The organism is Pseudomonas fluorescens, from assembly GCF_902497895.1.
GTDB lineage: Bacteria > Pseudomonadota > Gammaproteobacteria > Pseudomonadales > Pseudomonadaceae > Aquipseudomonas > Aquipseudomonas fluorescens_BP.
This window is the reverse complement of the sequence record NZ_CABVHQ010000027.1, coordinates 1-24162: the sequence shown is the minus strand read 5'-3', so window position 1 is coordinate 24162 and position 24162 is coordinate 1. Positions and strand designations below refer to the sequence as shown.

The 24162-nt window shown below is 59.1% G+C and carries 21 protein-coding genes and 2 pseudogenes; 8 read left to right on the top strand and 15 right to left on the bottom strand.

What is annotated here, in order from left to right:
• Nucleotides 1-36 precede the first annotated feature (36 nt).
• The 3 genes from F8N21_RS15195 (at nucleotide 37) to fdhA (ending at nucleotide 3205) form a co-directional block, all read left to right on the top strand.
• Nucleotides 37-669, top strand: coding sequence for a sarcosine oxidase subunit gamma (locus F8N21_RS15195; RefSeq protein WP_150642916.1), 633 nt, complete (start codon nucleotides 37-39; stop codon nucleotides 667-669).
• A 254-nt stretch (nucleotides 670-923) separates the two neighbouring features.
• Nucleotides 924-1781: a formyltetrahydrofolate deformylase gene (gene purU, locus F8N21_RS15190; RefSeq protein ID WP_150642915.1), complete on the top strand. Its 858-nt coding sequence runs from the start codon at nucleotides 924-926 to the stop codon at nucleotides 1779-1781.
• 224 nt (nucleotides 1782-2005) lie between these two features.
• On the top strand, nucleotides 2006-3205 hold the full coding sequence (gene fdhA, locus F8N21_RS15185) for a formaldehyde dehydrogenase, glutathione-independent (RefSeq protein WP_150642914.1): 1200 nt from the start codon (nucleotides 2006-2008) through the stop codon (nucleotides 3203-3205).
• A gap of 73 nt (nucleotides 3206-3278) precedes the next feature.
• Here fdhA and F8N21_RS15180 read toward each other — a convergent pair whose 3' ends face one another.
• The 4 genes and pseudogenes from F8N21_RS15180 to F8N21_RS15165 all read right to left on the bottom strand — a co-directional run.
• Nucleotides 3279-4280 carry an RHS repeat-associated core domain-containing protein gene (locus F8N21_RS15180; RefSeq protein WP_150642913.1) on the bottom strand — a complete coding sequence of 334 codons (1002 nt, stop codon included), beginning with the start codon at nucleotides 4278-4280 and terminating at the stop codon, nucleotides 3279-3281.
• Between the two features lie 37 nt (nucleotides 4281-4317).
• Nucleotides 4318-4653 (bottom strand): hypothetical protein, encoded by a 336-nt coding sequence (locus F8N21_RS15175; RefSeq protein ID WP_150642912.1) that lies wholly within the window; start codon nucleotides 4651-4653, stop codon nucleotides 4318-4320.
• A 240-nt stretch (nucleotides 4654-4893) separates the two neighbouring features.
• Nucleotides 4894-5166 (bottom strand): hypothetical protein, encoded by a 273-nt coding sequence (locus tag F8N21_RS15170; protein ID WP_150642911.1) that lies wholly within the window; start codon nucleotides 5164-5166, stop codon nucleotides 4894-4896.
• Nucleotides 5167-5717: 551 nt separating this feature from the next.
• Nucleotides 5718-6224 (bottom strand): annotated as a pseudogene (locus F8N21_RS15165) (anti-sigma factor domain-containing protein); the annotation flags it as partial.
• A gap of 161 nt (nucleotides 6225-6385) precedes the next feature.
• Between F8N21_RS15165 and F8N21_RS15160 the strand changes: the two are divergent.
• Entirely contained in the window at nucleotides 6386-6964 is a 579-nt protein-coding gene (locus F8N21_RS15160; RefSeq protein ID WP_150642909.1) for a DUF2780 domain-containing protein, read from the top strand.
• A 5-nt stretch (nucleotides 6965-6969) separates the two neighbouring features.
• Here F8N21_RS15160 and F8N21_RS31485 read toward each other — a convergent pair.
• A pseudogene (locus F8N21_RS31485) lies at nucleotides 6970-7062 on the bottom strand (acyltransferase); the annotation flags it as partial.
• Nucleotides 7063-7382: 320 nt separating this feature from the next.
• On the opposite strand from F8N21_RS31485, the gene F8N21_RS15155 reads away from it, so the two are divergent.
• The 4 genes from F8N21_RS15155 (at nucleotide 7383) to creD (ending at nucleotide 11659) form a co-directional block, all read left to right on the top strand.
• A complete protein-coding gene (locus F8N21_RS15155; RefSeq protein ID WP_150642908.1) occupies nucleotides 7383-7889 on the top strand; it encodes an ATP-dependent zinc protease in 507 nt (168 codons plus the stop codon).
• 59 nt (nucleotides 7890-7948) lie between these two features.
• Nucleotides 7949-8629: a two-component system response regulator CreB gene (gene creB, locus F8N21_RS15150; protein WP_150642907.1), complete on the top strand. Its 681-nt coding sequence runs from the start codon at nucleotides 7949-7951 to the stop codon at nucleotides 8627-8629.
• Nucleotides 8629-10047 carry a two-component system sensor histidine kinase CreC gene (creC, locus tag F8N21_RS15145; RefSeq protein ID WP_150642906.1) on the top strand — a complete coding sequence of 473 codons (1419 nt, stop codon included), beginning with the start codon at nucleotides 8629-8631 and terminating at the stop codon, nucleotides 10045-10047. The genes creB and creC overlap by 1 nt, the downstream gene beginning before the upstream one ends.
• Before the next feature lie 235 nt (nucleotides 10048-10282).
• Nucleotides 10283-11659, top strand: a complete 1377-nt coding sequence (creD, locus tag F8N21_RS15140) for a cell envelope integrity protein CreD (protein ID WP_150642905.1) — start codon at nucleotides 10283-10285, stop codon at nucleotides 11657-11659.
• A 102-nt stretch (nucleotides 11660-11761) separates the two neighbouring features.
• On the opposite strand, the gene F8N21_RS30905 is transcribed toward creD, so the two are convergent.
• The 10 genes from F8N21_RS30905 to F8N21_RS15085 all read right to left on the bottom strand — a co-directional run bounded on the left by F8N21_RS30905 (nucleotide 11762) and on the right by F8N21_RS15085 (nucleotide 23853).
• The gene (locus F8N21_RS30905; RefSeq protein WP_224788227.1) at nucleotides 11762-12793 is read right to left on the bottom strand and encodes an RHS repeat-associated core domain-containing protein; all 1032 of its coding nucleotides are present in this window, start codon (nucleotides 12791-12793) and stop codon (nucleotides 11762-11764) included.
• Between the two features lie 194 nt (nucleotides 12794-12987).
• Complete coding sequence (locus tag F8N21_RS15130; protein ID WP_150642904.1) at nucleotides 12988-14046, bottom strand: RHS repeat-associated core domain-containing protein; 1059 nt, start codon at nucleotides 14044-14046, stop codon at nucleotides 12988-12990.
• 334 nt (nucleotides 14047-14380) lie between these two features.
• Nucleotides 14381-15010, bottom strand: a complete 630-nt coding sequence (locus tag F8N21_RS15125) for a glutathione S-transferase (protein WP_150642903.1) — start codon at nucleotides 15008-15010, stop codon at nucleotides 14381-14383.
• 221 nt (nucleotides 15011-15231) lie between these two features.
• Complete coding sequence (locus tag F8N21_RS15120; protein ID WP_150642902.1) at nucleotides 15232-15420, bottom strand: hypothetical protein; 189 nt, start codon at nucleotides 15418-15420, stop codon at nucleotides 15232-15234.
• Complete coding sequence (locus tag F8N21_RS15115; protein ID WP_150642901.1) at nucleotides 15417-16547, bottom strand: PepSY-associated TM helix domain-containing protein; 1131 nt, start codon at nucleotides 16545-16547, stop codon at nucleotides 15417-15419. The genes F8N21_RS15120 and F8N21_RS15115 overlap by 4 nt, the downstream gene beginning before the upstream one ends.
• A 69-nt stretch (nucleotides 16548-16616) precedes the next feature.
• Nucleotides 16617-19025: a TonB-dependent siderophore receptor gene (locus F8N21_RS15110; protein ID WP_150642900.1), complete on the bottom strand. Its 2409-nt coding sequence runs from the start codon at nucleotides 19023-19025 to the stop codon at nucleotides 16617-16619.
• Between the two features lie 393 nt (nucleotides 19026-19418).
• Entirely contained in the window at nucleotides 19419-20399 is a 981-nt protein-coding gene (locus tag F8N21_RS15100; RefSeq protein ID WP_150642899.1) for a FecR family protein, read from the bottom strand.
• The gene (locus F8N21_RS15095) at nucleotides 20396-20914 is read right to left on the bottom strand and encodes an RNA polymerase sigma factor (RefSeq protein WP_150642898.1); all 519 of its coding nucleotides are present in this window, start codon (nucleotides 20912-20914) and stop codon (nucleotides 20396-20398) included. Before F8N21_RS15095 ends, F8N21_RS15100 begins: the two co-directional genes overlap by 4 nt.
• A gap of 294 nt (nucleotides 20915-21208) precedes the next feature.
• Entirely contained in the window at nucleotides 21209-21916 is a 708-nt protein-coding gene (locus tag F8N21_RS15090) for a PolC-type DNA polymerase III (RefSeq protein ID WP_150642897.1), read from the bottom strand.
• A complete protein-coding gene (locus F8N21_RS15085; RefSeq protein ID WP_150642896.1) occupies nucleotides 21913-23853 on the bottom strand; it encodes a putative nucleotidyltransferase substrate binding domain-containing protein in 1941 nt (646 codons plus the stop codon). The genes F8N21_RS15090 and F8N21_RS15085 overlap by 4 nt, the downstream gene beginning before the upstream one ends.
• Nucleotides 23854-24162 lie beyond the last annotated feature (309 nt).

The following is a 24162-nucleotide window of genomic DNA, read 5'->3' as shown; positions in this document are numbered from 1 at the left end:
TTTCGCAAGCACAACAGAATTCAAGACAGGTGCTTTATGACCGCAGCCAATGTTTACCAACAACGCCCAACCACCGGGGCCAAGGCCGAGTCGCCGCTGCATCACGCAGACCTCGCCAGCCTGGTGGGCAAGGGTCGCAAAAACGCCGGCGTGACCGTGCGTGACAAGAAACTCCTCGGCCATCTGACCCTCCGTGGCAACGGTCATGATCCAGCGTTCGCCGCTGGCGTGCACAAGGCCCTGGGCCTGGAATTGCCAGTGGCCCTGACCGTCGTCGCCAAGGGCGAAACCAGCCTGCAATGGCTGGGGCCGGATGAATGGCTGCTGATCGTCCCGACCGGTGAAGAATTCGCAGCCGAGAAAAAACTCCGTGAAGCGCTGGGTAGTCTGCACATCTCCATCGTCAACGTCAGCGGCGGCCAACAGCTGCTCGAACTGAGCGGCCCGAAAGTCCGCGAAGTGCTGATGAAATCCACCAGCTACGACGTCCACCCCAACAACTTCCCGGTGGGCAAAGCCGTCGGCACGGTGTTCGCCAAGTCACAACTGGTGATCCGCCATACCGCCGAAGACACCTGGGAACTGGTGATCCGTCGCAGCTTCGCCGATTACTGGTGGCTGTGGTTGCAGGATGCGGCTGCTGAATACGGTCTGAGCGTTCAGGCTTAAAAGCAGGGCGAGTTGACCTGGAGATGGAGGGCTCCCTGAAGATCGACCCCTCACCCCAGCCCTCTCCCCAGTGGGAGAGGGGGGAAAGGGAGCAGATCTCTAGCGTTTTCAAGTCCTGAGTTCGACCGAATCTCGCAGGTCGCAGTAAGTCCCGAGAACAACTCGGTCAGCTCCCTCGCCCCTCTGGGGAGAGGGTTGGGGTGAGGGGTCGATCTCCCTGACACCCTAAACAACAAATCAGGAGTCACCGCACTATGAGCCGCGCCCCAGACACATGGATTCTGACCGCCGATTGCCCAAGCGTCCTCGGCACCGTGGATGCGGTGACCCGTTTTCTGTTCGAACAGGGTTGCTACGTCACCGAACACCATTCCTTCGATGATCGGCTTTCCGGCCGCTTTTTCATTCGCGTGGAATTCCGTCAGCCCGACGGCTTTGACGAACAGGCATTCCGCGCCGGTCTGGCCGAGCGGACTGACGCGTTCGGCATGATCTTCGAACTGACTCCGCCGCACCACCGGCCCAAAGTAGTGATCATGGTCTCCAAGGCCGATCACTGCCTTAACGACTTGCTCTACCGCCAGCGCATCGGCCAGTTGTCCATGGACGTGGCCGCGGTGGTCTCCAACCACCCGGACCTCAAGCCGCTGGCCGATTGGCACCAGATTCCCTACTACCACTTCCCGCTGGACCCGAACGACAAGCCGTCCCAAGAGCGTCAGGTCTGGCAGGTCATCGAAGAGTCCGGCGCCGAACTGGTGATCCTTGCCCGCTACATGCAAGTGCTGTCGCCGGAGCTGTGCCGCAAACTCGACGGCAAGGCGATCAACATTCATCACTCCCTGTTGCCCGGTTTCAAAGGCGCCAAGCCCTATCACCAGGCCTACAACAAGGGCGTGAAACTGGTCGGCGCCACCGCGCACTACATCAACAACGACCTGGACGAAGGCCCGATCATCGCCCAGGGCGTGGAAGTGGTGGACCACAGTCATTACCCCGAAGACTTGATCGCCAAAGGGCGGGATATCGAAGGGCTGACGTTGGCGCGGGCGGTTGGGTATCACATTGAAAGGCGTGTGTTTCTCAACGCAAACAGAACGGTTGTTCTTTAGATCGCCATCGTCGGAACGCCGCCCGGAGCAAGCTCGCTCCCACAGGGGATTTGTGTGAGTACACAAATCTCAGACACACCCTAAATCCAATGTGGGAGCGAGCTTGCTCGCGATGAGGCCCTCCCCAACAACACAAAAACACACAGGCAATAACCCAAGCAATCAACGCGCTGCCGCTCCAGGGCAACGCGACCGCAACATAAAAACAACAGCGAGGTGAAAGCATGTCTGGTAATCGTGGTGTCGTGTATCTCGGCAATGGCCAGGTCGAAGTACAGAGAATCGACTATCCCAAATTGCAGGACCCGCGCGGCAGGAAGATCGAACACGGTGTCATCCTGCGTGTGGTGTCCACCAACATCTGTGGTTCCGACCAGCACATGGTGCGCGGCCGCACCACCGCCCAGACCGGCCTGGTCCTGGGCCACGAGATCACCGGTGAAGTGATCGAGAAGGGCCGTGATGTCGAGAACCTGCAGATCGGCGACCTGGTATCGGTACCCTTCAACGTTGCATGTGGCCGTTGCCGTTCGTGCAAAGAGCAGCACACCGGTGTCTGCCTGAGCGTCAACCCGGCACGTCCCGGCGGTGCCTATGGCTATGTCGACATGGGCGACTGGACCGGTGGCCAGGCCGAATACGCGATGGTGCCATATGCCGACTTCAACTTGCTGAAGCTCCCTGATCGCGACAAGGCCATGGAAAAAATCCGCGACCTGACCTGCCTCTCCGACATCCTGCCGACCGGCTACCACGGCGCAGTGACCGCTGGCGTTGGTCCAGGCAGCACCGTGTACATCGCTGGCGCCGGCCCGGTCGGTCTGGCCGCTGCCGCTTCCGCTCGCCTGCTGGGCGCGGCGGTAGTGATCATCGGTGACGTCAACACGGTCCGCCTGGCCCACGCCAAGGCCCAGGGCTTCGAAATAGCCGACCTGTCCCTGGACACCCCGCTGCACGAACAGATCGCTGCACTACTGGGCGAACCAGAAGTCGATTGCGCCGTCGACGCCGTAGGCTTCGAAGCCCGCGGTCACGGCCATGACGGCGTGAAACACGAAGCACCGGCCACCGTTCTCAACTCGTTGATGGGCGTGGTCCGCGTAGCCGGCAAAATCGGCATCCCCGGCCTCTACGTTACTGAAGATCCAGGTGCTGTCGACGCTGCCGCAAAAATGGGCAGCCTGAGCATCCGCTTCGGTCTGGGCTGGGCCAAATCCCACAGCTTCCACACCGGCCAGACCCCGGTCATGAAGTACAACCGTCAGTTGATGCAGGCGATCATGTGGGACCGTATTCACATTGCCGACATCGTTGGGGTTGAGGTTATTAGCTTGGATGACGCGCCACGTGGGTATGGTGAGTTCGATGCGGGCGTGCCAAAGAAATTTGTGATTGATCCGCATAAGTTGTTTAGTGCGGCGTAAGGGCTTTATGCAAGAGAAGAGGGCGACGTGATGTCGCCCTTTTTGCGATTGTCGATCAAAGCCAATTTCCACTTCATAAGCTTGATGCCAATTGGGCGGGTGGTTCAAGTATCGCAAACATAGGACCAAATGCGTGGAGTTCAGAACCTATACCCATTACCAGCGCTGATGGATAGTTTCTTTGTACATCTGGAAGGGTTAAACCCGATTGGACGGCTGCGGAGGGTGCTACTCCTCTGGTATTCCCGAGTCCGGTATCTAATATGAGTGGCAAGAGGCGATTCTCAGGTGTTTTTGCAATAAGGTCTGTCATGTTTCTAGAGGATAAAGCATCAACAGACTCGTTCATACGCTTTGAAGTACGGGAGACGTTTGCAAGATCTTTGCCCTGAAGGTTTCCAAATATGTTCTCCAATATTTCATTGGGCATGTCGTCAAGACCGATATGCGTTGGCGTTGGCGTTGGCGTTGGCGTTGGCGTTGGCTTTGGCTTTGGCTTTGGCCCAAGATTTTTCCAAGTCCTTTGCAGAAACTTCCAAAAACCTGCATGCCCTGTCGGATCCACTCGATTCACCGGATTCCCCACGCAATATGCATACGCATTCAACCCTCCCTTCCCAAATGGGCTCCAACTGTCCGGGCTGTTGAACCGCATCAGCACCGGGTTAAACGCCCGATAACCATTGCCCAATAAATAATGTCCGGTCACAGGATCAGGCCGTTCGCCGTTGAAGCCGAGCAGGCTGAGCAAGCCGTTTTCCGTTGGGCGATGGCCGTAGGCTGTGTAGGCGAGGGGATGAGGCTGCGTTGCGTCGAGTGCGTTCAATACCGAGCGTTGTTGATCGATGGCAAGCAAGGTGGTTTCGACGGTGTCGTCCTGGCGCTGTTGTTGCGCCAGCAGTTGATCCTCGTGCTGGAAGATCGAACGGTGCACCTGGTCTTGAATCTCGGTGGTCAGGCGGTCTTTCAGGTAGAAGCGCTGGGTGCTCGTCTGCTTCGATAGCGTGCAAGCGGCCAGGCGATCCAGAGGGTCGTAGTGGTAGCGGCAGAGCAGAACTTCGCGGTTCGTCGGCATGGGGTGGGTTCCCTGAAAGGTCCGTCGATTCAGGCTACTACTCTCGCGCAATTGGCCAGCGCTGCCTACTAGCAGAACTGCTAGGGTGTGCGGGTTTCCTGGTTTTTATAGGGGAGACATTCAATTGCTCATCTTCATCCTGAGACAGTAGAATATGTCCGTTATTGCTTTTCTCAGAAAGCTCTTCAGTTTCAAACTCAGTTTCAGTGTCAGAAGATTCGAGGAGTAGGGATAACTCCGTTCTTTCTAATGGATAGGGGAAGAGCTTTTTGATTTTCTCATCTGCTTCTTTGAATGTATTGGCTACTACTTCGCCATATTTGGTTTTGTGAATGTGGTTCTTCGGGTATGCAGCGTAGTCAAAGAGGGCCATCGGTATATCCTTATTATTGATCATGCAGCGAAGTAGAGCCTGTCGATAAAGTTATAAATTCCGGGCGATATTTCGTCTACTGTCAGAAATTACAGGTTGCATCGTCACGTCAGGGATTTCGGATAGACGGTTGTCTGTCGCAAAAATAGTGGGGAGTCTGAATAATAAAAAGACAGAGTTATCAACTGCCTATCCGTTATCGGCTACAAAAAGGGCGACCTTGATGTCGCCCGTTTTCGTTTATGAGGACGCCTGGGCCTGCAAGCGCCGCCCGATCACGTCCATCAGGTCGCAGCCGTCGCGCAAGGGGATGGCGAGGACCCGAGCAAAGTCGTGGAGGACTACGGTGTCGGAGTGGATTTCTTCGCGCAGGGCGAGGTTTTCCAGCAGTTGGGTCACGGCGAGGATGCGGTAGGTGGCGGTGTCGTGCAGGACGTCGAGTGGGGCTTGGGTGTCGATCAGCAGGGAGTGGAAGTCGTTGTCGATTCCGGTGATAGGCATGTAACGGTTCATAAGGAAGCTCCGCGATTCGGTTAGGGCCACCACTCAATCGTCGCCAAACGAAAGGGTGGCAGCTGTACGCAGGTTGGCGAACCGGGAACACACGGAAAAAACCGGCAGACCCGAAGGTCTCCCGCGCACAGCCGCCATAACGCAGCTTTGCGGGTGCAAAAGATCCTGTCAAAAAAGCAGGAAGCTTTTGACCATATATTCGTCAGGTCGCCAAACCTGGTCGCTATGTGGGCGACGAGCGGACTATAAACTTCATGCTCCGAACGGTGCAAGGCGCAAGCGCGAGGGGATTTCCGAGATTGACGTAAGACCCTGCGCCGAGCGCAATTTCTTGTGGTGAGGGGGCTGGCGGTCAGTTATGAGAAATGCGCGGTGCTTCGACGTAAACCAAAGACTTTCGGGGCGTGCGAGATCGCCAAGATCGCAGCCTCGCTCCACTCGACAGCTCCTACAAGGGGGCTGGGTATTTCGCTGCTTCTGTAGGAGCTGCCGCAGGCTGCGATCTTTTGGGGACGCCCAGTGCTTAACTGACATTCACCTCCTCAAAGGTTTTACAACGCCGCCAACTGCCCCTGATACAACACCGGCCCGGTCGGATGCCCGGTCGGTAAACCGCCTTGTGGCTCAAGGCTGACCGCCAGGGCAATCGGCGTGTCGAGCAACGCTTGCTGTTCTTCACTCAGGCTGACCCGCCCCTTGCCGCCGGCCGGCAGTACGCCGAGGGACACCGGTTTGCCGTCAGGCCTGATAGCCCACAGTTCCAGGCTGCGACCCGGATCGATGGCGGCGAGGGTCAGCGGTTCGACTTGCAGGTAGTCGTCATGGGCCTGGATCCGCAACGCCGGTTGCTCGGTGACGCTGAGCAGGGTGGCGCTGTAGCGGGTGTCGTCGCGGTTGTAGAGCATGCCCAGGGTCACGGCCAGCACCAGTGAACACACCACAGCAGTGATGCGCAGCCAATGCCGGAGCGAGCGTTTTTCTGCTACATGCAATTGTTGCGGTTCGATCCGTGCGGTGATGGCCTGCCATAGGTGATCCGGCACCGGTTCTTTTGATATACGCAGGCTGGGGAATCCTGGATGCAGGCTGTGGGAACTATTTTTCGGCGAGTTGAGGCAGCGCACTGGACGCTGGGAACAAACCCCATTCCGGCCAGTCCAACGGACTGTTTTGCACCACTCATTGCGGGGTGGTATTCATGGCCCAAGAGGTTGTCTCGATGAAGATTTCACGCGGTGTTGCACTGGCTTCGCTGTTGACCCTGGCGGCAAGCCCGGTCTTCGCGGCTTTCAACCTGAACGATGTGGCCAGTGCAGTCTCCGGCGCACAAGGCAATAACAAAGGTGACGCGACAGTGGAGGCCGCGCCCAAAGCCGCCGGGTTGCTCAATACCCTGGGGTCGCAGCTCAACATCACCCCAGAGCAGGCGATCGGCGGCACCGGCGCCATGCTCGGGCTGGCGAAGAATCAGCTGAGCACCACCGACTATTCGCAGCTGAGCAAAAGCGTGCCGGGCCTGGATCAGATCTCGGGCAATGGCGCGCTAGGTGCGCTGGGTGGCCTGGGCGCTTTGGGCGGGTTGCTCGGCAAGTCCGGTGAATCGTCGGCGCTGGACGGTTTGCTGGGCAACGTCAAAGACACCAACGACCTGAACAACGCCTTCAGTGCCCTGGGCATGGACAGCGGGATGATCGGCCAGTTTGCCCCGGTGATCCTGCAATACCTCGGTCAACAGGGCTTGGGCGGCTCGCTGCTGCAAAACCTGGGCGGGATCTGGGGCACGGGTATCGGCAGCTGATTCAACGGCGCGCGGCGCGCAAGGCGTCGGTAGTTGATCACGGTCACTGGCTGGCGCTTGAACAGCTTGCAGGCGGTTTTGGTGATCTGCAGATCCTTGCTTCAGGCGGCAGGTCAATCCGGCCAACTGACAAATGTTTCACCTTTGGTTGGGTAGGGTGGTTTGTTATTAACGACGCAAATCCCTTGTGGCGAGGGAGCTTGCTCCCGCTCGGCTGCGCAGCAGTCGTAAAACCTGCTAAATGCGATCTACCTGATATATCGCGATTGCAGATTTTGGGGCCGCTACGCGCCCCAGCGGGAGCAAGCTCCCTCGCCACAGGATTTGTGTCAACTCAGGCATCTTTCCAACTTACCCTGTTTTCTGCGGTCTAGAATTCAGCGTCACTGCTCCATTTCCCACAAGGAACCCTCCCATCGTGAAATCCGTCCTTGCACTGTTATCCCTCCTGGCCCTGCCGGTCATGGCCGCCGAGCCGACCCTTTACGGGCGCTACGAATACATTCAACTGCCGGAAATCGGCGGTGAAACCCTCAAGGCCAAAATGGACACCGGCGCCCTGACCGCATCCCTGTCGGCCAAGGACATCGAAACCTTTACCCGTGACGGCGAAGACTGGGTGCGCTTCCGCCTGGCCACCAAAGGCGCGAGCAACAAGGTCTACGAGCACAAGGTCGCACGCATCAGCAAAATCAAAACCCGCACCGAAGAAGACGAGGATGACGAGGACACGGCCGCACCCACCAAGCGCCCGGTGGTCGACCTGGAACTGTGCCTGGGCAAGGTCAAGCGCACCGTCGAGGTCAACCTGACCGACCGCAGCAGCTTTAATTATCCGTTGCTGATCGGTTCCAAGGCCTTGCGCGAGTTTGATGCGGCGGTGAACCCGGCGAAACGGTTTACGGCGGACAAACCCGACTGCTGATTGACGGCGATTGAACGATCCTGCACCTTTCGGTAACGAAATCTCTGTGCTCGGACGCCATGCCCCATATCCTGATTGTCGAAGACGAAGCCGCGATTGCCGATACCCTGATATTCGCCTTGCAGGGCGAGGGCTTTGCCACGACTTGGCTGAGCCTCGGCCAGGCGGCTCTGGAGCATCAGCGTGCGATGCCGGCAGACCTGATCATTCTCGATATCGGCCTGCCGGATATCAGCGGCTTTGAAACCTGCAAGCAATTACGGCGTTTCAGCGAAGTGCCGGTGATGTTCCTCAGCGCCCGCGACGGGGAGATCGATCGGGTGGTGGGACTGGAAATCGGTGCTGACGATTATGTGGTCAAGCCGTTCAGCCCTCGCGAAGTCGCTGCACGGGTACGGACGATTCTCAAGCGGGTCCTGCCGCGGGCACCCGCCGTTGTGGCCAGCGGAGTGTTTCAGATAGACCGCGAGCGCGTGCAGATCAGCTATCGCCGCCAGCCGCTAAGCCTGACCCGTCATGAGTTCCGTCTGCTGCAATGCCTGGTGGAGCAACCCGAACGGGTCTTCAGCCGCGAGCAGTTGCTGGATGCCCTGGGCGTGGCCGCGGATGCGGGTTACGAGCGCAGCATCGACAGTCATATCAAAAGCCTGCGAGGGAAATTGCGCAGGGTGGCCGCCGACGCCGAGCCGATCCAGACCCATCGCGGCCTCGGTTACAGCTACAGTCCGGGGCACAGCTGATGCCGCTGGGGATGCGGATTTTCCTGGTGTATCTGCTGTTTATCAGCTTCACCGGTTATTTCGTGCTCAGCACCGTGATGCAAGAAATCCGCCCCGGCGTACGCCAGTCCACCGAGGAAACCCTGGTGGACACCGCCAACCTGATGGCCGAGGTCCTGCGCGATGACCTCAAGTCCGGGACGCTTGCCCAAAGCCGCTGGGCCGAATTGCTCAAGGCCTACGGCGAACGGCAACCGGCGGCGACCATCTGGGGCTTGCCAAAGAACCAGGTCAATCACCGCATCTATGTCACCGACGCCCGAGGCATCGTGCTGCTGGACTCCAGCGGCGTGGCGATGGGACAGGATTATTCACGCTGGAATGACGTCTATCTGACTCTGCGCGGCGAATACGGCGCCCGTTCGACCCGCAGCGATCCGGCAGATCCCGACTCATCGGTGATGCATGTCGGCGCGCCAATCCGCGACAACGGCCAGATCATCGGCGTGGTCACCGTGGCCAAGCCCAACAGTTCGTTGCAGCCTTACGTCGACCGCACCGAGCGGCGTCTGCTGTGGTATGGCGCGGGGCTGATCAGCCTCGGTTTGCTGTTCGGCGCCGCGCTGTCCTGGTGGCTCAGCGCAGCGCTACGGCGCTTGACCGCCTATGCCCAGGCCGTCAGCGAGGGCCGCCGTGCCGAGTTGCCGCAATATCGCGGCGGCGAGCTGGAGCAATTGGCCACAGCGGTCGAACACATGCGTACCCAGCTTGAGGGCAAGGCTTACGTCGAACGATATGTCCACACCCTGACCCATGAGTTGAAGAGCCCGCTGGCGGCGATTCGCGGCGCCGCCGAATTGCTCCAGGACGAAATGCCGCCAGCGCAACGGCAGCGCTTCGTCAGCAATATCAACAGCGAAAGTGCGCGCATGCAGCAGTTGATCGAACGGCTGTTGAACCTCGCGCTGGTCGAGCAGCGCCAGGGGCTGGAGGAGCGAGTGGCAGTGCCCTTGGTGCCGTTGCTGGAGGAGTTGCTGAGCGCCCGAAGTGCGCGGATCGAGCGTAAGCATTTACAGGTCGAGCAGCAGATAGCGTCGAGATTGAGACTGTTGGGCGAGCCGTTTCTGTTGCGCCAGGCCTTGGCCAATCTGCTGGAGAATGCGCTGGATTTCATCCCGTCTCATGGGGTGTTGCGATTCAGTGCCGAGCGGGTGGGTGAGCAGATCGAGCTCAAACTGTTCAACCAGGCCGACCCGATTCCCGATTACGCCTTGCCACGTTTGAGCGAGCGCTTCTACTCCCTGCCGCGCCCGGACAGCGGGCGCAAAAGCACCGGGCTTGGGCTGAACTTTGTTGAAGAGGTGGTGCAGTTGCACGGTGGTGAATTGCACATCGGCAATGTGCCGGGTGGGGTAGAGGTGACACTGCTCCTGCCTTGAGTTGTGGCGAGGGGGCTTGCCCCCGCTCGGCTGCGCAGCAGTCGTAAAACCAGCACATTGGGTTTACCTGAAACACCGCGGTGACTGGTTTTGGGGCCCCTACGCGCCCCAGCGGGGGCAAGCCCCCTCGCCACAGGAGATCGGATCCTTATTCTCCACACACTCTCCACATTCCCCCCATAAAACCCCCACACAGCCACCACAGACTCTCCCCATCCAAACAGGGGAGAGACCCATGAACCGCAGCCTGACCCTAAAACTGGGGGCGATTGCCCTTTTGATTCTGTTGTTGCTGATCCCACTGCTGATGATCAACGGCATCATCAATGACCGTCAGCAATTGCGCGACGGTGTTCTCGAAGACATCGCCCGCAGCTCCAGCTACAGCCAGCAACTGAACGGCCCGATCATGGTGGTGCCGTATCGCAAAGTGGTGCGTACCTGGAAAATCGATGCAAAAACCAGCGAACGCTATCAGGAGATCGGCGAAGAGCGCGGTCGGCTGTACTTCCTGCCTGAACGGTTCGAACTCGACGGCAAGGTCCAGACCGAGCTGCGGTCGCGGGGGATATACCAGGCGCGGCTGTTCCATGCCGACAACCGCATCAGCGGCCACTTCGCGATTCCCGTGCAGTTGGGGATCAAGGAAGATTTCGTCGACTATCAGTTTGACCAGACGTTTCTGGCGGTCGGCATCAGTGACATCCGCGGGATTGAGAACGCGCTGAAACTTGAACTCAATGGCCAGAACCTGGACTTTGTTCCGGGCTCACAAGTGGCCTGGCTGGGTGAAGGCGTGCATGTGACGCTGCCGAGGCTGGACGCTAGACAGGCCACGGAACTGGCGTTCGCCTTCGACCTGCGCCTGCAAGGCACCGGCCAGTTGCAGATCACCCCGGTGGGCAAAACCAGCAAGGTGCAATTGGCGGCCAACTGGCCTCACCCAAGCTTCATCGGCAACTACCTGCCGACCCAGCGTGAAATCAGCGCAGACGGCTTTGCCGCGAATTGGCAGACCTCGTTCTTCTCCACCAACCTCGAAGAAGCCCTGTCCAACTGCCTGGCCAGCGAGCGTTGCGACGAGTTCAAGCGCCGCAGCTTTGGGGTGAGCTTCATCGAACCGGTGGATCAGTACCTCAAGAGCGACCGGGCGATCAAATATGCGCTGTTGTTCATTGCCCTGACCTTCGCCGGATTTTTTCTGTTCGAGGTGCTCAAGAGCATGGCAGTGCATCCGATTCAGTACGCTTTGGTGGGTGTCGCGCTGGCGTTTTTCTACCTGTTGCTGTTGTCGCTGTCCGAGCACATTGGGTTTGCCTGGGCTTATCTGTTGTCGGCGAGTGCCTGTGTGGTGTTGATCGGGTTTTATGTCTGCCATGTGCTGCGCAGTTTCGGGCACGGCTTGAGTTTCGCCTTTGGGTTGGCGGCGTTGTATGGCCTGCTTTATGGCTTGCTCAGTGCTGAGGATTACGCGTTGTTGATGGGCTCGTTGCTACTGTTTGGGCTGCTGGGTGTGTTTATGGTGCTGACTCGAAAACTGGACTGGTATGGGATTGGCCAGAGTAAAGCGGTTGAGCCATTGACGTTTTATTCGGAAGCGGATCATGAGTAGATCGCTGGGATTGCGGGAGGATCAGCAAGTGCGGGCAGAGCTGGTGATAAAGATTGCCAGCTTGTTCATCAAGCACAGATTGTCGGTTTATGTGCAAAAAACTCAAGGTGCTTCGCGTAAGGCAAGGGCTTGTTGACTTGTCGAGATCTTTGAGTTGGATTTGCTTGCTTGGAGTAGTGAATACTCTGCGTGTTTAAGTTCCCTGTGGCTGAGTACGGAAGCGGCCAATGTTCTAACCGCGTTGTCTTTCGGTTTTGAGCCAAGTTCCATGTTGAATGCTATAGTTTTTGAAAGTGAGGTCTTCACATCTTTTACCAAATCTGGGTGTAGACTTTCAGGGTGTTTCAGCTTATTCGCTATGGATGTGTGTAGGTCTTCGGTCTCTTTATGAATGCGTGCGGTATAGGTTTCTATATTCTTGGTTTTGATTTTTCTCAGATTTATAGGGGGTGCCTTATCCTTTCCTGCAATTGTATTAATGGGTAACTCAATGCCTAGGGATTTCCCTTTGTATGTCAGTTCGGCACCTTCAATGATGTTTTCAAAAATTGGCCTATTTTTCATGATTCCCATATTTCTTAGCCGTGTGCCTAGTCCCCAAAAATGCCCCGTGGGGTCTGCTTCATTAATCGAATCCCCACCGCAGTACCCATACGCATTCAACCCACCCTCCCCAAACGGACTCCAACTGTCCGGGCTGTTAAACCGCATCAACACCGGGTTGAACTGCCGATACCCATTACCCAAATGATAGTGCCCGGTCACCGGGTCTGGCCGTTCGCCGTTGAACCCGAGCAAACTGAGCAAGCCGTTTTCCAGTGGGCGATGGCCGTAGGGCGTGTAGGCGAGGGGATGAGGTTGAGTAGCGTCGAGCGCGTTCAATATCGAGCGTTGTTGATCGGTTGCCAGCAGGGTTGTGTCGACTTTATCGCCCTGATGCCGCTGTTGCGCCAATAGCTGATCGTCGTGCTGGAAAATGCTGCATTGCACCGCGTCCTGTATTTCGGTGGCCAGGCGGGTTTTGCAGTAAAAGCGCTGGATGCCCGCCTGCTTGAATGGCGTGCAGTCGGCCAGGCGATCCAGCGGGTCGTAGTGGTAGCGGCACAGTACGGTTTCGCGAGGGGAAGCGGGCATTGGCTGTGCTCCGTGCAAGGTTCAAAAAGCTGGCCTTCAGCATCGGAGTTTTTTCAGGCTTTGCCTACTAGCAGAACTGCTAGGGTTTTAGGTTTGCACGTTCCCCCGACCAAGCAGATGGGGTTTGATCAGAACGTTCCCACATACTGCGTGGGAACATGGGAGCGATCAATATGTTTTTTTGCGCAGGGGTTTTATTTTTGCCCTCCGGTTCTAATTGTTCTTTGAATGTTCTTGTTAGGAAACTTAAAAAGCTCTGAATTCATGGCAAAGTAAAGTTTCGCATGAGTAGTGTCTGGAGTGCCCGCGAACATAGAAATCATGTAGTCGCCTTGTGGGGTATTTCTAGCCGCTCCAAGGAGCATCTTCTGTCTCTCTTCAGTAGACGTGTTTGGGATGTTAGTCAGGTCAAGTGATTTCGATCGACGAGTTGGTAAAGGAGGTGTCGCTCGTTCAGAAGAGATTGGAGTTGTAAATAAGGGGTTCTTGGTTTTTTTAGGTGTAAAGTTCATGTCGCTTGTGGGATTATTGTTTGGTGCGGTATTCGTCTCCCAAAGATTTACGGCATTTTTTGTTTCTGAATTTTGAGTTGCTCCAGCTAGATGGGGAGTTGTCGCTGGTTTGTTTATTTTGGATGCATTCGATCCGAAATTTGCTGCTTTCTTTGATTTTCTTAGCCTAAGATTCCTACCGATAGATTGTAGTATTCCCTTGAACGACCAATGTCCGCTCGGATCCATCCGATTCCTTGGGTCTCCATTGCAATACCCATACGCATTCAACCCACCCTTCCCAAACGGACTCCAACTATCCGGGCTGTTAAACCGCATCAACACCGGATTGAACTGCCGATAGCCATTACCCAAATGATAATGCCCGGTCACCGGATCCGGCCGTTCGCCGTTAAACCCGAGCAGGCTGAGCAAGCCATTCCCCAGTGGGCGATGGCCGTAGGGCGTGTAGGCGAGGGGATGAGGCTGGGTCGCGTCGAGCGCGTTCAATATCGAGCGTTGTTGATCGGTCGCCAGTAGGGTGGTGTCGAGCTTGCCACTCCGGGACTGCTGTTGCGCCAATAGCTGGTCGTCGTGCTGGAAGATGCTGCGCTGCGCCGCGTCCTGTATTTCGGTGGCCAGGCGGGTTTTGCAGTAAAAGCGCTGGATGCCGGCCTGCTTGAATGGCGTGCAGTCTGCCAGGCGATCCAGTGGGTCGTAGTGGTAGTGACACAGTAGGGTTTCGCGAGGGGAAGCAGGCATTGGCTGTGCTCCGTGCAAGGTCTGAAAAGCTGGCCTTTAGCATCGAAGTTTTTTCAGTCATTGCCTAGCTAGCAGAACTGCTAGGGATTTGGGCTTGCTGGTTTCAATAAGGCCAAGTTGCGGTCGCAGGGATTGCGCAAGGATCTGAAGGTGGGATGGGGGTTTGGCGAGGTGGATTGCCGGGTTGTTCCCCTTGAAGTCAAAAGATCGCAGCCTGCGGCAGCTCCTACGCCGACCGTGTGCACCCGAGATGGACAGGCGAACGCGAGCCCGCGTAGGAGCTGGCGAAGCCTGCGATCTTTTGAGGCCGGTATGCTCAGCCATGAATCAAGAGTCAAACCGGTGGCTGGGTCTCGAGCATCGACGGCCGCTGACTGACTTCGGCATACCACCCGGCGAGTTTCGGGTTGGCTGCGCGCCAGTTCAGGTCCGGGTGGCGGAAGTCCAGGTAGCCGAGGGCGCAGGCCAGGCTGATGGCGGCGACGTCGAAATGGCAGGTGAGTTCGGCGATTGCATCGGCTTCGAACACGGCCAGGGCGCGGCGGATTTTGTCGCGTTGGGCTTCGAGCCATTCGGCCCAGTGTTTTTCCGGGGCGCGCAGGGCGACTTCGTATCGCACCAACACCGAGGCGTCGAGGATTCCGTCGGCCATCGAGGCCAGGGTCAGGCGCCGCCAGCGGGCCGAGCCGTCGCGGGGGATCAGCGGGTTGCCGACGTGTTGGTGATCGAGGTAATCGAGGATTACCCGACTGTCGTGCAATACGTTGCCGTCGGCCAGGCGCAGGGCCGGGATTTTGCCCAGGGGGTTGTCCCGGTTGAGGGCGGCGTCCGGGCTGACCGGGCTGAGTTGGCTGTTTTGCAGCGCTACGCGGTTCAGTTGGCCGGTTTCGTGGAGCAGCACCATCACTTTGCGAACGTAGGGCGAAGCCGGGTTGTGGAACAACGTCATGGTGGGGGCGGACATGGGTTTTTCTCACGGGATGGGCAAGGGGGTTAGCCTATTAAGTTCTGTGGTGGCTGGCGAGGGGTTTGAATCTGGAAAATGATTTGGTGATGGTGAGGCAGCCATCGCGAGCAAGCCCGCTCCCACATTAGTTCTGGGTTGATCACACAATGGTGAAACGACGCAAATCCAGTGTGGGAGCGAGCTTGCTCGCGATGGGGTCCAGACAGACACAGAGGATTTCAGGCCCGGGCGCGCCCTTTGAACAATCCTCGCAGCCCAATCACCGCCGGTATCCCCAAGCCAATCCAGCTCAATCCATCCCACACTCCATCCCCGAGCAGCGCGGCGAACAGGCCGGCGGCAGTCAGCAGGCCGAGGACCAGGGGCGTACCGAAGACCTTCCAGAAGTTCGATTGTCTGGGCTTCATAAGGCAGTTTCCGCTGGAGCGATCACCGGTTGTACGGCCTTGCGCCGCACTGCCCACAGGTACACGCCGCTGCCCAGGACGATGATGGTCAACACATCCAGCGCCGCCCAGAGGATTTTCATCGGCATGCCGCCGTAGTCACCGAAGTGCAGCGGTTGCGACATGCCCATGGCGTCCATGTACCACGGCCGTTCGGCGACGGCGGTGACCTGCAGGGTGCTGGCGTCGATCAATACCGGGGTCAGCAGGTGCGAGGTCAGGTGGGTGCTGCCTTTCATGAATACCGCGTAGTGATGCTCGCTGGAAAACCGCGTGCCGGGGAAAGCAATGAAGTCCGGCTGCATGCCCGGCGCGACGCTTTCGGCAATCTCGAGCAGACGACTGGCCGGTGCCAGTTGAGTCATGGCCGGAGCGCCCCGATAAGGTTCGATCATTGCGCTGAGGCTGTCATTGCGCCAGGCGGCGATCAGCAGGTCGGCGCAGGCGCTGATCACCCCGGTCACACCGACCACCAAGGCCCAGGTCAGGGTGACCACGCCGATCAGATTGTGCAGGTCGAGCCAGCGCAGCCGGGTCGACTTGTCCTGGCGCACGCTGGCGAATTTCAGCCGGCGCATGAACGGCAGGTACAACACTGTGCCGGAAATGATCGCCAGCACGAACAGAATCCCCATGAACGCCAGCAGCAGCTTGCCCGGCAGACCGGCGAACATGTCCACATGCAGGCGCAGCATGACCATCATCAGGCCGCCGTTGGCCGAGGGGAGTTCCAGTGCCTCGCCGGTGCGGGCGTCGAGCATGAAGGTGTGGGACGAGTTGGGTTCGGTGCCGGCGGTGGGTGCCATGATCGCGATCACGCCGTTGGGATCTTCTTCATCCCAGCCGAAATACTGCATCACCTCGCCTGGCCGATGGGCCTCGGCGGCGCGCACCAGCTGCTGTAAATCCAGCTGCGGGGTGTCGGCCGGCAGCTGTTTGAGCTCGGGCGCGTCACCCAGCAGGTGATCGATCTCGTGATGAAAAATCAACGGCAAGCCGGTCAACGCCAACATCAGCAGGAAGACGGTGCAGATCAGGCTGGTCCAGGTGTGGATAAAGGACCAACGACGGATGGTTTTACTTTTCATGAATCATCCAGATGCAAAAGGGCCACGGTTATTCCGTGACCCTTGTATTGCTGCGGTGGGGCTAGCGGATTACCACTTGTAGCTCACGCTGGCGACGACGTTGCGTTCGTCGCCGTAGTAGCACCAGTAGCCGTCACAGGTCGACAAATAGTCCTTGTTGAAAATGTTCTTGGCATCCACCGCGAGCGACGCGCCTTTGAGGCTGTTGCTCAGGCGGCCCAGATCATAGTGGACCGACGCATCGTAGATGGTGTTGGAGCCGACATGGCCCAGGTCGGTGTTGGCCACATCGCCGTAAGTGTCGCCGACGTAGCGCACGCCGGCACCGACGCCGAAGCCGTCGAGCACGCCGTTATGCCAGGTGTAGTCGCCCCACAGGGTCGCCTGGTTGCGTGGAATCTGCTGCATGCGGTTGCCTTTGCCGGCGCCTTCCAGGACTTCGCTGTCGGTGTAGCTGTAAGAGCCGATTACCTTGAGGTTGTCGGTCACATCGGCGGTGGCTTCCAGTTCGAGGCCGCGCAGCTGGACCTCACCGGTCTGGCTGGTGATGTTGCCTTCAGTGACTTTCACATTCTTCTGGCGCAGATCGAATACGGCGGCGGTGAGCAACATCCTGCTCCCGGGAGGCTGATATTTGAGTCCCGCTTCATACTGTCGGCCTTCTGTCGGTTTGAACGACTGCTCGGCACTGGCCGAAGCGCCGGTGGAGGGCTGGAACGACTCGGTGTAGGAGAGGTAAGGCGTCAGGCCGCTGTCGAACACATAACTCAGGCCGGCATTGCCACTGAAGGCCTTGTCACGCTGGGTGTTGGTGGCATCGGTCTGATTGAAGGTGGTACCGGTGTGTACCCAGTCTTCACGACCGCCGAGGGTCAGGCGCCATTTGTCCAGGGCGATCTGGTCTTGAACGTAGAGGCCGGTTTGCCGGGTCTTTTGCGCAAAGTCATTCATCGCGAAATAGCTGACGTTGGAGAAATCCTGGCCATACACCGGCTTGTTCACGTTGGTCGGTGGCACGCCCGCGAAGCCGTAAAGCCATTGGTAGTTGGTGTTCGAACGCTGGTGATCCAGACCCAGCAGCAGGGTGTGGCTCAGTTCACCGGTCTGGAAATCGGCCTGGAAGTTGTTATCCACCGCGAACTGGCTGATGTCTTCATTGACGATGCCGGATTCACGGTTAAGGGTGCCGTCGGCTTCTACCGTGTTGAACGTGGCGGCGTTGATGCCCTGAAACGACAGGTCGCTCTTGGTGTAACGCAGATTCTGACGGAATTGCCAGACATCGTTCAGGCGATGATCGAAGGCGTAACCCAGCGCATAGTAGGTGCGGTCGTAGAATTCCCAGTCCGGATCACCGAGGTTCTTGTGATGGGAAATCTTGCCGGCCGCCGAGGGCAGCTTGGTGCCTTGCAGGGGCAGAAACTGCCCGGTAATCCCGGTGTCGTCGCGGGTGTACTGCGAGATGAAGGTCAGGTGGGTATCGTCGTTGATATTCCAGGTCAGGCTGGGGGCGATGTTGTAGCGCTTGTCTGGAATGTGGTCGACCGGTGCATTGCTGTCGCGCACGGTGCCGCTGACCCGGTAGAGAAACTGACCTTCGTCATCGATCTTGCCGGTGCTGTCGAAGTTGATCTGTTTGTGTTCGTTGCTGCCGGCTTGCAGCTCGACTTGATGGCTGCTTTGTTCCTCCGGCCGCCGGCTGACCATGTCCAGCATGCCGCCGGGAGGCGTCTGGCCGTACACCGAAGACGCCGGGCCGCGCAGCACCGCGATGCGCTCCAGGTTCCAGGGCTCGACCTTGGGATTGGAGAACGAGCCCTTGGGCAGTGGCAGGCCGTCGAGGAACTGGGTAGGCTCGAAGCCGCGAATCCTCAGCCAGTCGGCGCGGGAGTCAGAGCCATAACCACTGCTGACGACTCCGGCGGTATAACGCAGTGCGTCATTGAGATTGAGGACTGAGCGATCGTCCATCTGCTCGCGAGTAATCACCGAAATCGAGCGCGGCACTTCGACGATCGGGGTGTCGGTCTTGGTCCCGGCCGCGGTGCGGGTGGCGACGTAACCCTCTACCGGGCCCCAGGCGCTTTCGTAGCTTTCCTGGCCGGTGATGCTGGTTTCCGGCAGCGCCACAATGCCGTCCGGGATCGCTACCAGACTGAACGTGCCGGCGCTGCTTTGTTCCAGTTGCAGGCCGGTGCCGCGCAAGGCTTCACGCAGGGCGCCGGCAGCGTCGAACTGGCCGTTGACCGGGGCCGAGGTTTTGCCCGAGGCCAGCGACGGATTCAGACTCAGGGCCAGGCCGGCCTGGCTGGCGATCTGGTTCAGGGTGCTGGCCAACGGCGCAGCCGGCAGGTTGTAGGCGCGCACGCTGGACGCCTGCTCGGCGGCCATCACTTGGGTACCGGCCAACGGGGCGCAAAGGGCAATGGCCACGGCCAACAGGCAGGGGCGCAACAAGGTGTCTAGCGAGCGGGACATACAACGGCTCCTGAATGGAAACATTTCTCAATTGCCTATGTGCCGGACGAGATTCAAAAAGTGATAGGGCTGATTGAAAATAATTTAGATTCAGGAAATGTGTTGAACCCCGTGGCGAGGGGGCAAGCCCCAATGTCCGTAGCAGCTGCCGAGCCTGCGAGGCTGCGTTCGGCTGCGAAGCAGTCGTAAATCCTGAGGCTGCGGTCAACCTGACACACCGCAGTGCCTGATTTTACGACTGCTGCGCAGCCGAACGCAGCCTCGCAGGCTCGGCAGCTGCTACGCGCAGCCGGATGCAGGCCTTGCAGGCTCGGCAGCTGCTACAGTTCGCGTAACGTCTTAACGGACTGACATCGGGGCAAGTCCACTCGCCACGGGGTTGTGCATTCAGCTTCAGGGTTTGGTTTCGGCCTTGGCCGCCACCGTCACCCACCATGGCGTGTGCTGTTCGATCTGCACTGGCAGGGTCGGCAGCAGGGCGGTCAGCGCCAGGTTGGTGTCGTGCAGCGGGAAGCTGCCGGTGATTCGCAGGTCCGCCACTTGTGGCGCGACGCCCAGATGGCCGCGGCGATAACGGCTGAGTTCGTTGACCAGATCCTCCAACCGGGCGTTATCTACCACCAGCATGCCGCGGGTCCAGGCGTCGGCCCCCGGGTTCAATGCGAGCAGCGGACCCAGGCCGTCGCGGCGTATCAGCACTTGCTGGCCTTCATGCAGAATCCGTTCATCCGCAGTGGATTGCGGATGCGCGGCCACCGCCGATTGCAACACGCTCAGCCGCGTGCCTTGCTCCTCGAGCTTGACCAGGAACCGCGTACCCAGCGCGCGCATGCTGCCTTCGCGGGTTTCGACGATAAACGGCCGGGCATCGTGGTGACCGGTTTCGATGAGAATTTCACCTTCCAGCAGCACGATTCGCCGCTGTTTCTCATCGAAGCGCACATCCAGCGCGCTGTGGGTGTTGAGATTGATCAGCGTGCCATCGGCCAGCCGCAGGGTGCGTTGCTCGCCGGTAGCGGTGCGTTGGTCGGCCAGCCAGTAGTCGAGCGGCAGATAACGTTCACCGGCGAACAGCGCCAGACCGCAGATCAGCGCCACACTGGCCAGGCTGCTGCCGAGCTTGCGTACTCGCCGGCGAATGCTTTCGCGTGATTGCAGCAAGGCCGAGCGGGCCGGACCGCTGGCGGCACTGAAGCGTTGATCGAGCATGCCCAGCTGCCGCCAGGCGCGGGCGTGTTCCTCGGCGGCGGCGTGCCATTTGGCGAATTCTTCGCGCTCTGAAGCGCTGCCGTTGCCGGAGTCCAGTGACAGTTGCCAGGCGATGGCGGCATCCAGGACCTTGGCCGAGACCGCTTTGGAGCTGACCTGGCTCATGCCGGCTCACCGTACAGGGCGATGTAGCACTGACGAATGCCCTGGGCCAGATACTGCCGCACTCGAGGCACGGACACCCCGAGGCGCTCGGCGATTTCGGCGTGGCCCAGGCCATCGATACGGTTAAAGAGGAAGGCCGCACGGGCCTTGCTCGAGAGCTGGCCGAGCAGGCGGTCGATGGCCTTGAGGTCTTCGAGGATCAGCTGCTGTTCTTCCACAGAGGGTTGTTCGTTCTGGGGGATCAGCATCAGCTCGGTGAGGTAGGCCTGTTCCAGCGCGGCGCGGCGGAAGTAGTCGAACAGCAGGCCTTTGGCGATGGCCACCAGAAACGCCCGCGGTTCACGTGGGGTTTTCAACTCGTCACGGCCCAGCAGGCGAACGAAGGTGTCCTGGCTCAGGTCTTCGGCTCGCTGTGGACAGGCCACATTGCGCCGCAGCCAGGCCAGCAGCCAGCCGCGATGGTCGCGGTATAACGCGCCGACAAGCTCACTGTGCGGACTTTGGGCTGACGACACGGAACATCACCAATCGAGAAGTTTAAACTAACGAGAATTATTCGCGATTGTGTCAGAGGCGGGAGATGTAAGCAATTGGCGCTGGTCGGGCGAGGACTGGACTCAGGGGTGTGGCGAAATTCTGTGCTTGCTGTGGCGAGGGGGCTTGTCGGAACGCCGCATCGCCCCGCTGGGACGCGAAGCGGCCCTAAAATCGGTAATCCCCGTTGTGCCAGGCACACCGCATTCTCAGGTTTTACGCCTGCTGCGCAGGCGAGCGGGGGCAAGCCCCCTCACCACAGTGATATGTATCGCTCAGAACGAATGCGCCTGCTTGCGACGCTTCCACTGGCTCAGCCGCTGTTGCAGGTTCAGCGGGCTGTGAATTTGCTGCTGCCGCGCGCGGCTGAACAGGATCAGTGCCAGTTCAGCGGTGGCCAGGGCGTCGGCACTGGCGTGGTGGCGTTCGCCGACCTGCAGTTTGAAGTAATCAATCCATTGATCCAGCCCGGCTTTGCTGACGTGCGCTCGGGGGCAGAGCAGCGGCGCCATATCCGCGACATCGAGAAACGGATGCTGCAGGCGATAACCCAGGCTGTCCTTCAAGGCCCGCCGGAGCATGTGCTGATCGAACGGTGCATGAAAGGCCAGTAACGGGCTGTCGCCGACGAACTCCATGAAGTCCAGCAAGGCTTCGGCCGGATCGCTCCCGGCGGCAATCGCGCTGGGACCCAGACCGTGGAGCAACACGCTGGGGCTGAGCTTGTGATCGTCGCGCTGCAAGGTTTGTTCGAATTGCTGGCTGAAGTCGATCGCCCCGTCTTCGATCGCCACCGCGCCGATGGACAGCACCAGGTCCTTGTGCAGGTTGAGCCCGGTGGTTTCCAGGTCCATCACCACCCAACGCTGCTCGCGCAGGCTGCATTCGCTCAGGTTCGCAGCGACAATCAAGTGCTCCAGTCGCTGTTGCTGCTCGAGTGTCAGTTTCGGGCCATCAGGCCGTAGCCAGGAGAACAGGCTCATAGCTGGTACCGCAGGGCCAGGCTGCTTTGCAGCCGTTGGGCCTGGCGCAGGGATTCACGCAGGATTCGCCGATCCAGGTGATTGAGGCTGTCAGGGTCGACCCGGTTGGAGTAGGGTAGGTTCTCGCGGGTTTGCAGTTGATGCTGCTGCATGCGGGTCTGCTGAATAAAGTGGTAGGCCTCCTCGTACGCCGCGCCGTCCAGTCGTTCGATGACGTCCCGGGCCACCAATTGCTGCAGGCGTTCCAAGGTATTGTTGGCTTCGATGCCATTGGCCAGGGCCAATAGCCGGGCGCCGTCGACGAAGGGGGTGAGGCCCTGCACTTTCAGGTCGAGGGTGGCTTTCTCGTTACCGTTGCGGGTCAATACAAAGTCGCGGAAACGTCCCACTGGTGGACGCTGGCGCAAGGCGTTCTCGGCCATCATGCGCTGGAACAAGCGATTGTCGGCGACCTGGCCGAGAATCTCGTGACGCAATTGCTCGCAGCCATGTTCATCGCCCCAGACCACCCGCAAGTCGAAATAGATGGTAGAGCTCAGCAGGTTCTCCGGCGTTGCTTCACGAATAAACGCCGCGAAACGGCGGGCCCATTCGGCGCGGGACAGGCACAACTCGGGGTTGCCGGCCATGATGTTGCCCTTGCACAGGGTAAAACCGCACAGCGCCAGGCTCTGATTGATCTGCTGCGCCAATGGCAGCAACTTGCCACGGATCTCGGCGGCGTGAGCGGCGTCTCTGGCCTCGAAGAGGATGCCGTTGTCCTGATCGGTATGCAGGGTCTGCTCGCGACGACCTTCGCTGCCGAAACACAGCCAGCTGAAGGGTACGCCGGGGTCGCCTTTCTCGGCCAGGGTCAGTTCGATGACCCGGCACACGGTATGGTCGTTGAGCAGGGTGATAATATGGGTGATCTGGGTCGAAGACGCGCCATGGGCGAGCATGCGTTCCACCAGTTGGCCGATTTCGCCGCGAATCGCCACCAGGTGGTCTACCCGCGGTGCGTTGCGGATAGTTCGCGCCAGATGCACCAGGTCGACCCGTTGCAGGGAAAACAGATCGCGCTCCGAGACCACGCCGCACAGGCGATGATCCTTGACCAGGCAGACATGGGCGATATGCCGTTCGGTCATGGCAATGGCTGCATCGAACGCACTGTGATCGGGTGTCAGGGAAAACGGCGCCTGGGTCATGTGCCGTTCGATGCCCTGGTTGAAATCACCGGTGCCATCGGCGACCACCTGGCGCAGGTCGCGCAGGGTGAAAATACCGACCGGGGTTTTGTGCTCATCGACTACCACAATGCTGCCGACCTGTTGCTCGTGCATCAGGGTCACGGCTTCACGCAGCGGTGTGTCCGGGCTGCAAGACACCGGATGGCGCATGGCCAATTCACCCAGGCGGGTATTGAGCGAATACTGGGTGCCGAGGGTTTCCACGGCTTTTTGTTGAACCTGCTGGTTGACCTGATCCAGCAGGCTGCTGACCCCGCGCAGGGCGAAGTCACGGAACTCGCTGGACAGGGCGAACAGCTTGATAAAGGCCGGCTTGTTCAGTTGCAGGCAAAACGTGTCGTCGGCCGCCAGGTGTTCAGTGCGGGTCGCACGTTCGCCGAGCAGCGCGGCGAGTGGGAAACACTCGCCCGTGGCGATGTCAAACGTGGTTTCGGTGCCACCCTTGGCGGTATGCGGGCGCTCACCGACGACTCGTCCTTGTTTGACGATGTAGAAGTGCTCAACCGTGCCGTCGGCGGGCTTGATGATGCTGTCGCCCGGTGCGTAGAAGCGCAGTTGGCATTGCTCGACCAGGTAGGCCAGATGAGCGTTTTCCATCTGATTGAAGGGCGGGAACCGTTGAAGGAATTGCATGGTGCCGTGGATGTTCTGCAACACCGCGGTTTTCCCGGCCTGGGTGAAGGCATCCGCTTTATTCATAGCCATTACCGCAGTTTTCTCGGAATTGTTGTTGTCGAGTCATCAGTCATCCTCGACCCCTCTGCCCCGGGTGCCCATTGGACGTAAGTCTAAGGGTCTGTTGACGTTTGGTAACGACCGTGACGGGGCCCACTTGGCGCAGGGCAAGGCCGGATCCACGTGGTTTGGTTGTTCCAAATAAGTTCCGAGCAACGCAGCCCTGCGCCAAGTGGGCCTCGTCCCTTCGGGTTGCGCGCCAACTTGCGCGAGGCTGCGTTGCGGGATTTGCCAAGGGAACAACCATTAGCGGCATCCCGCGCCTTGCCTCGCACAAGT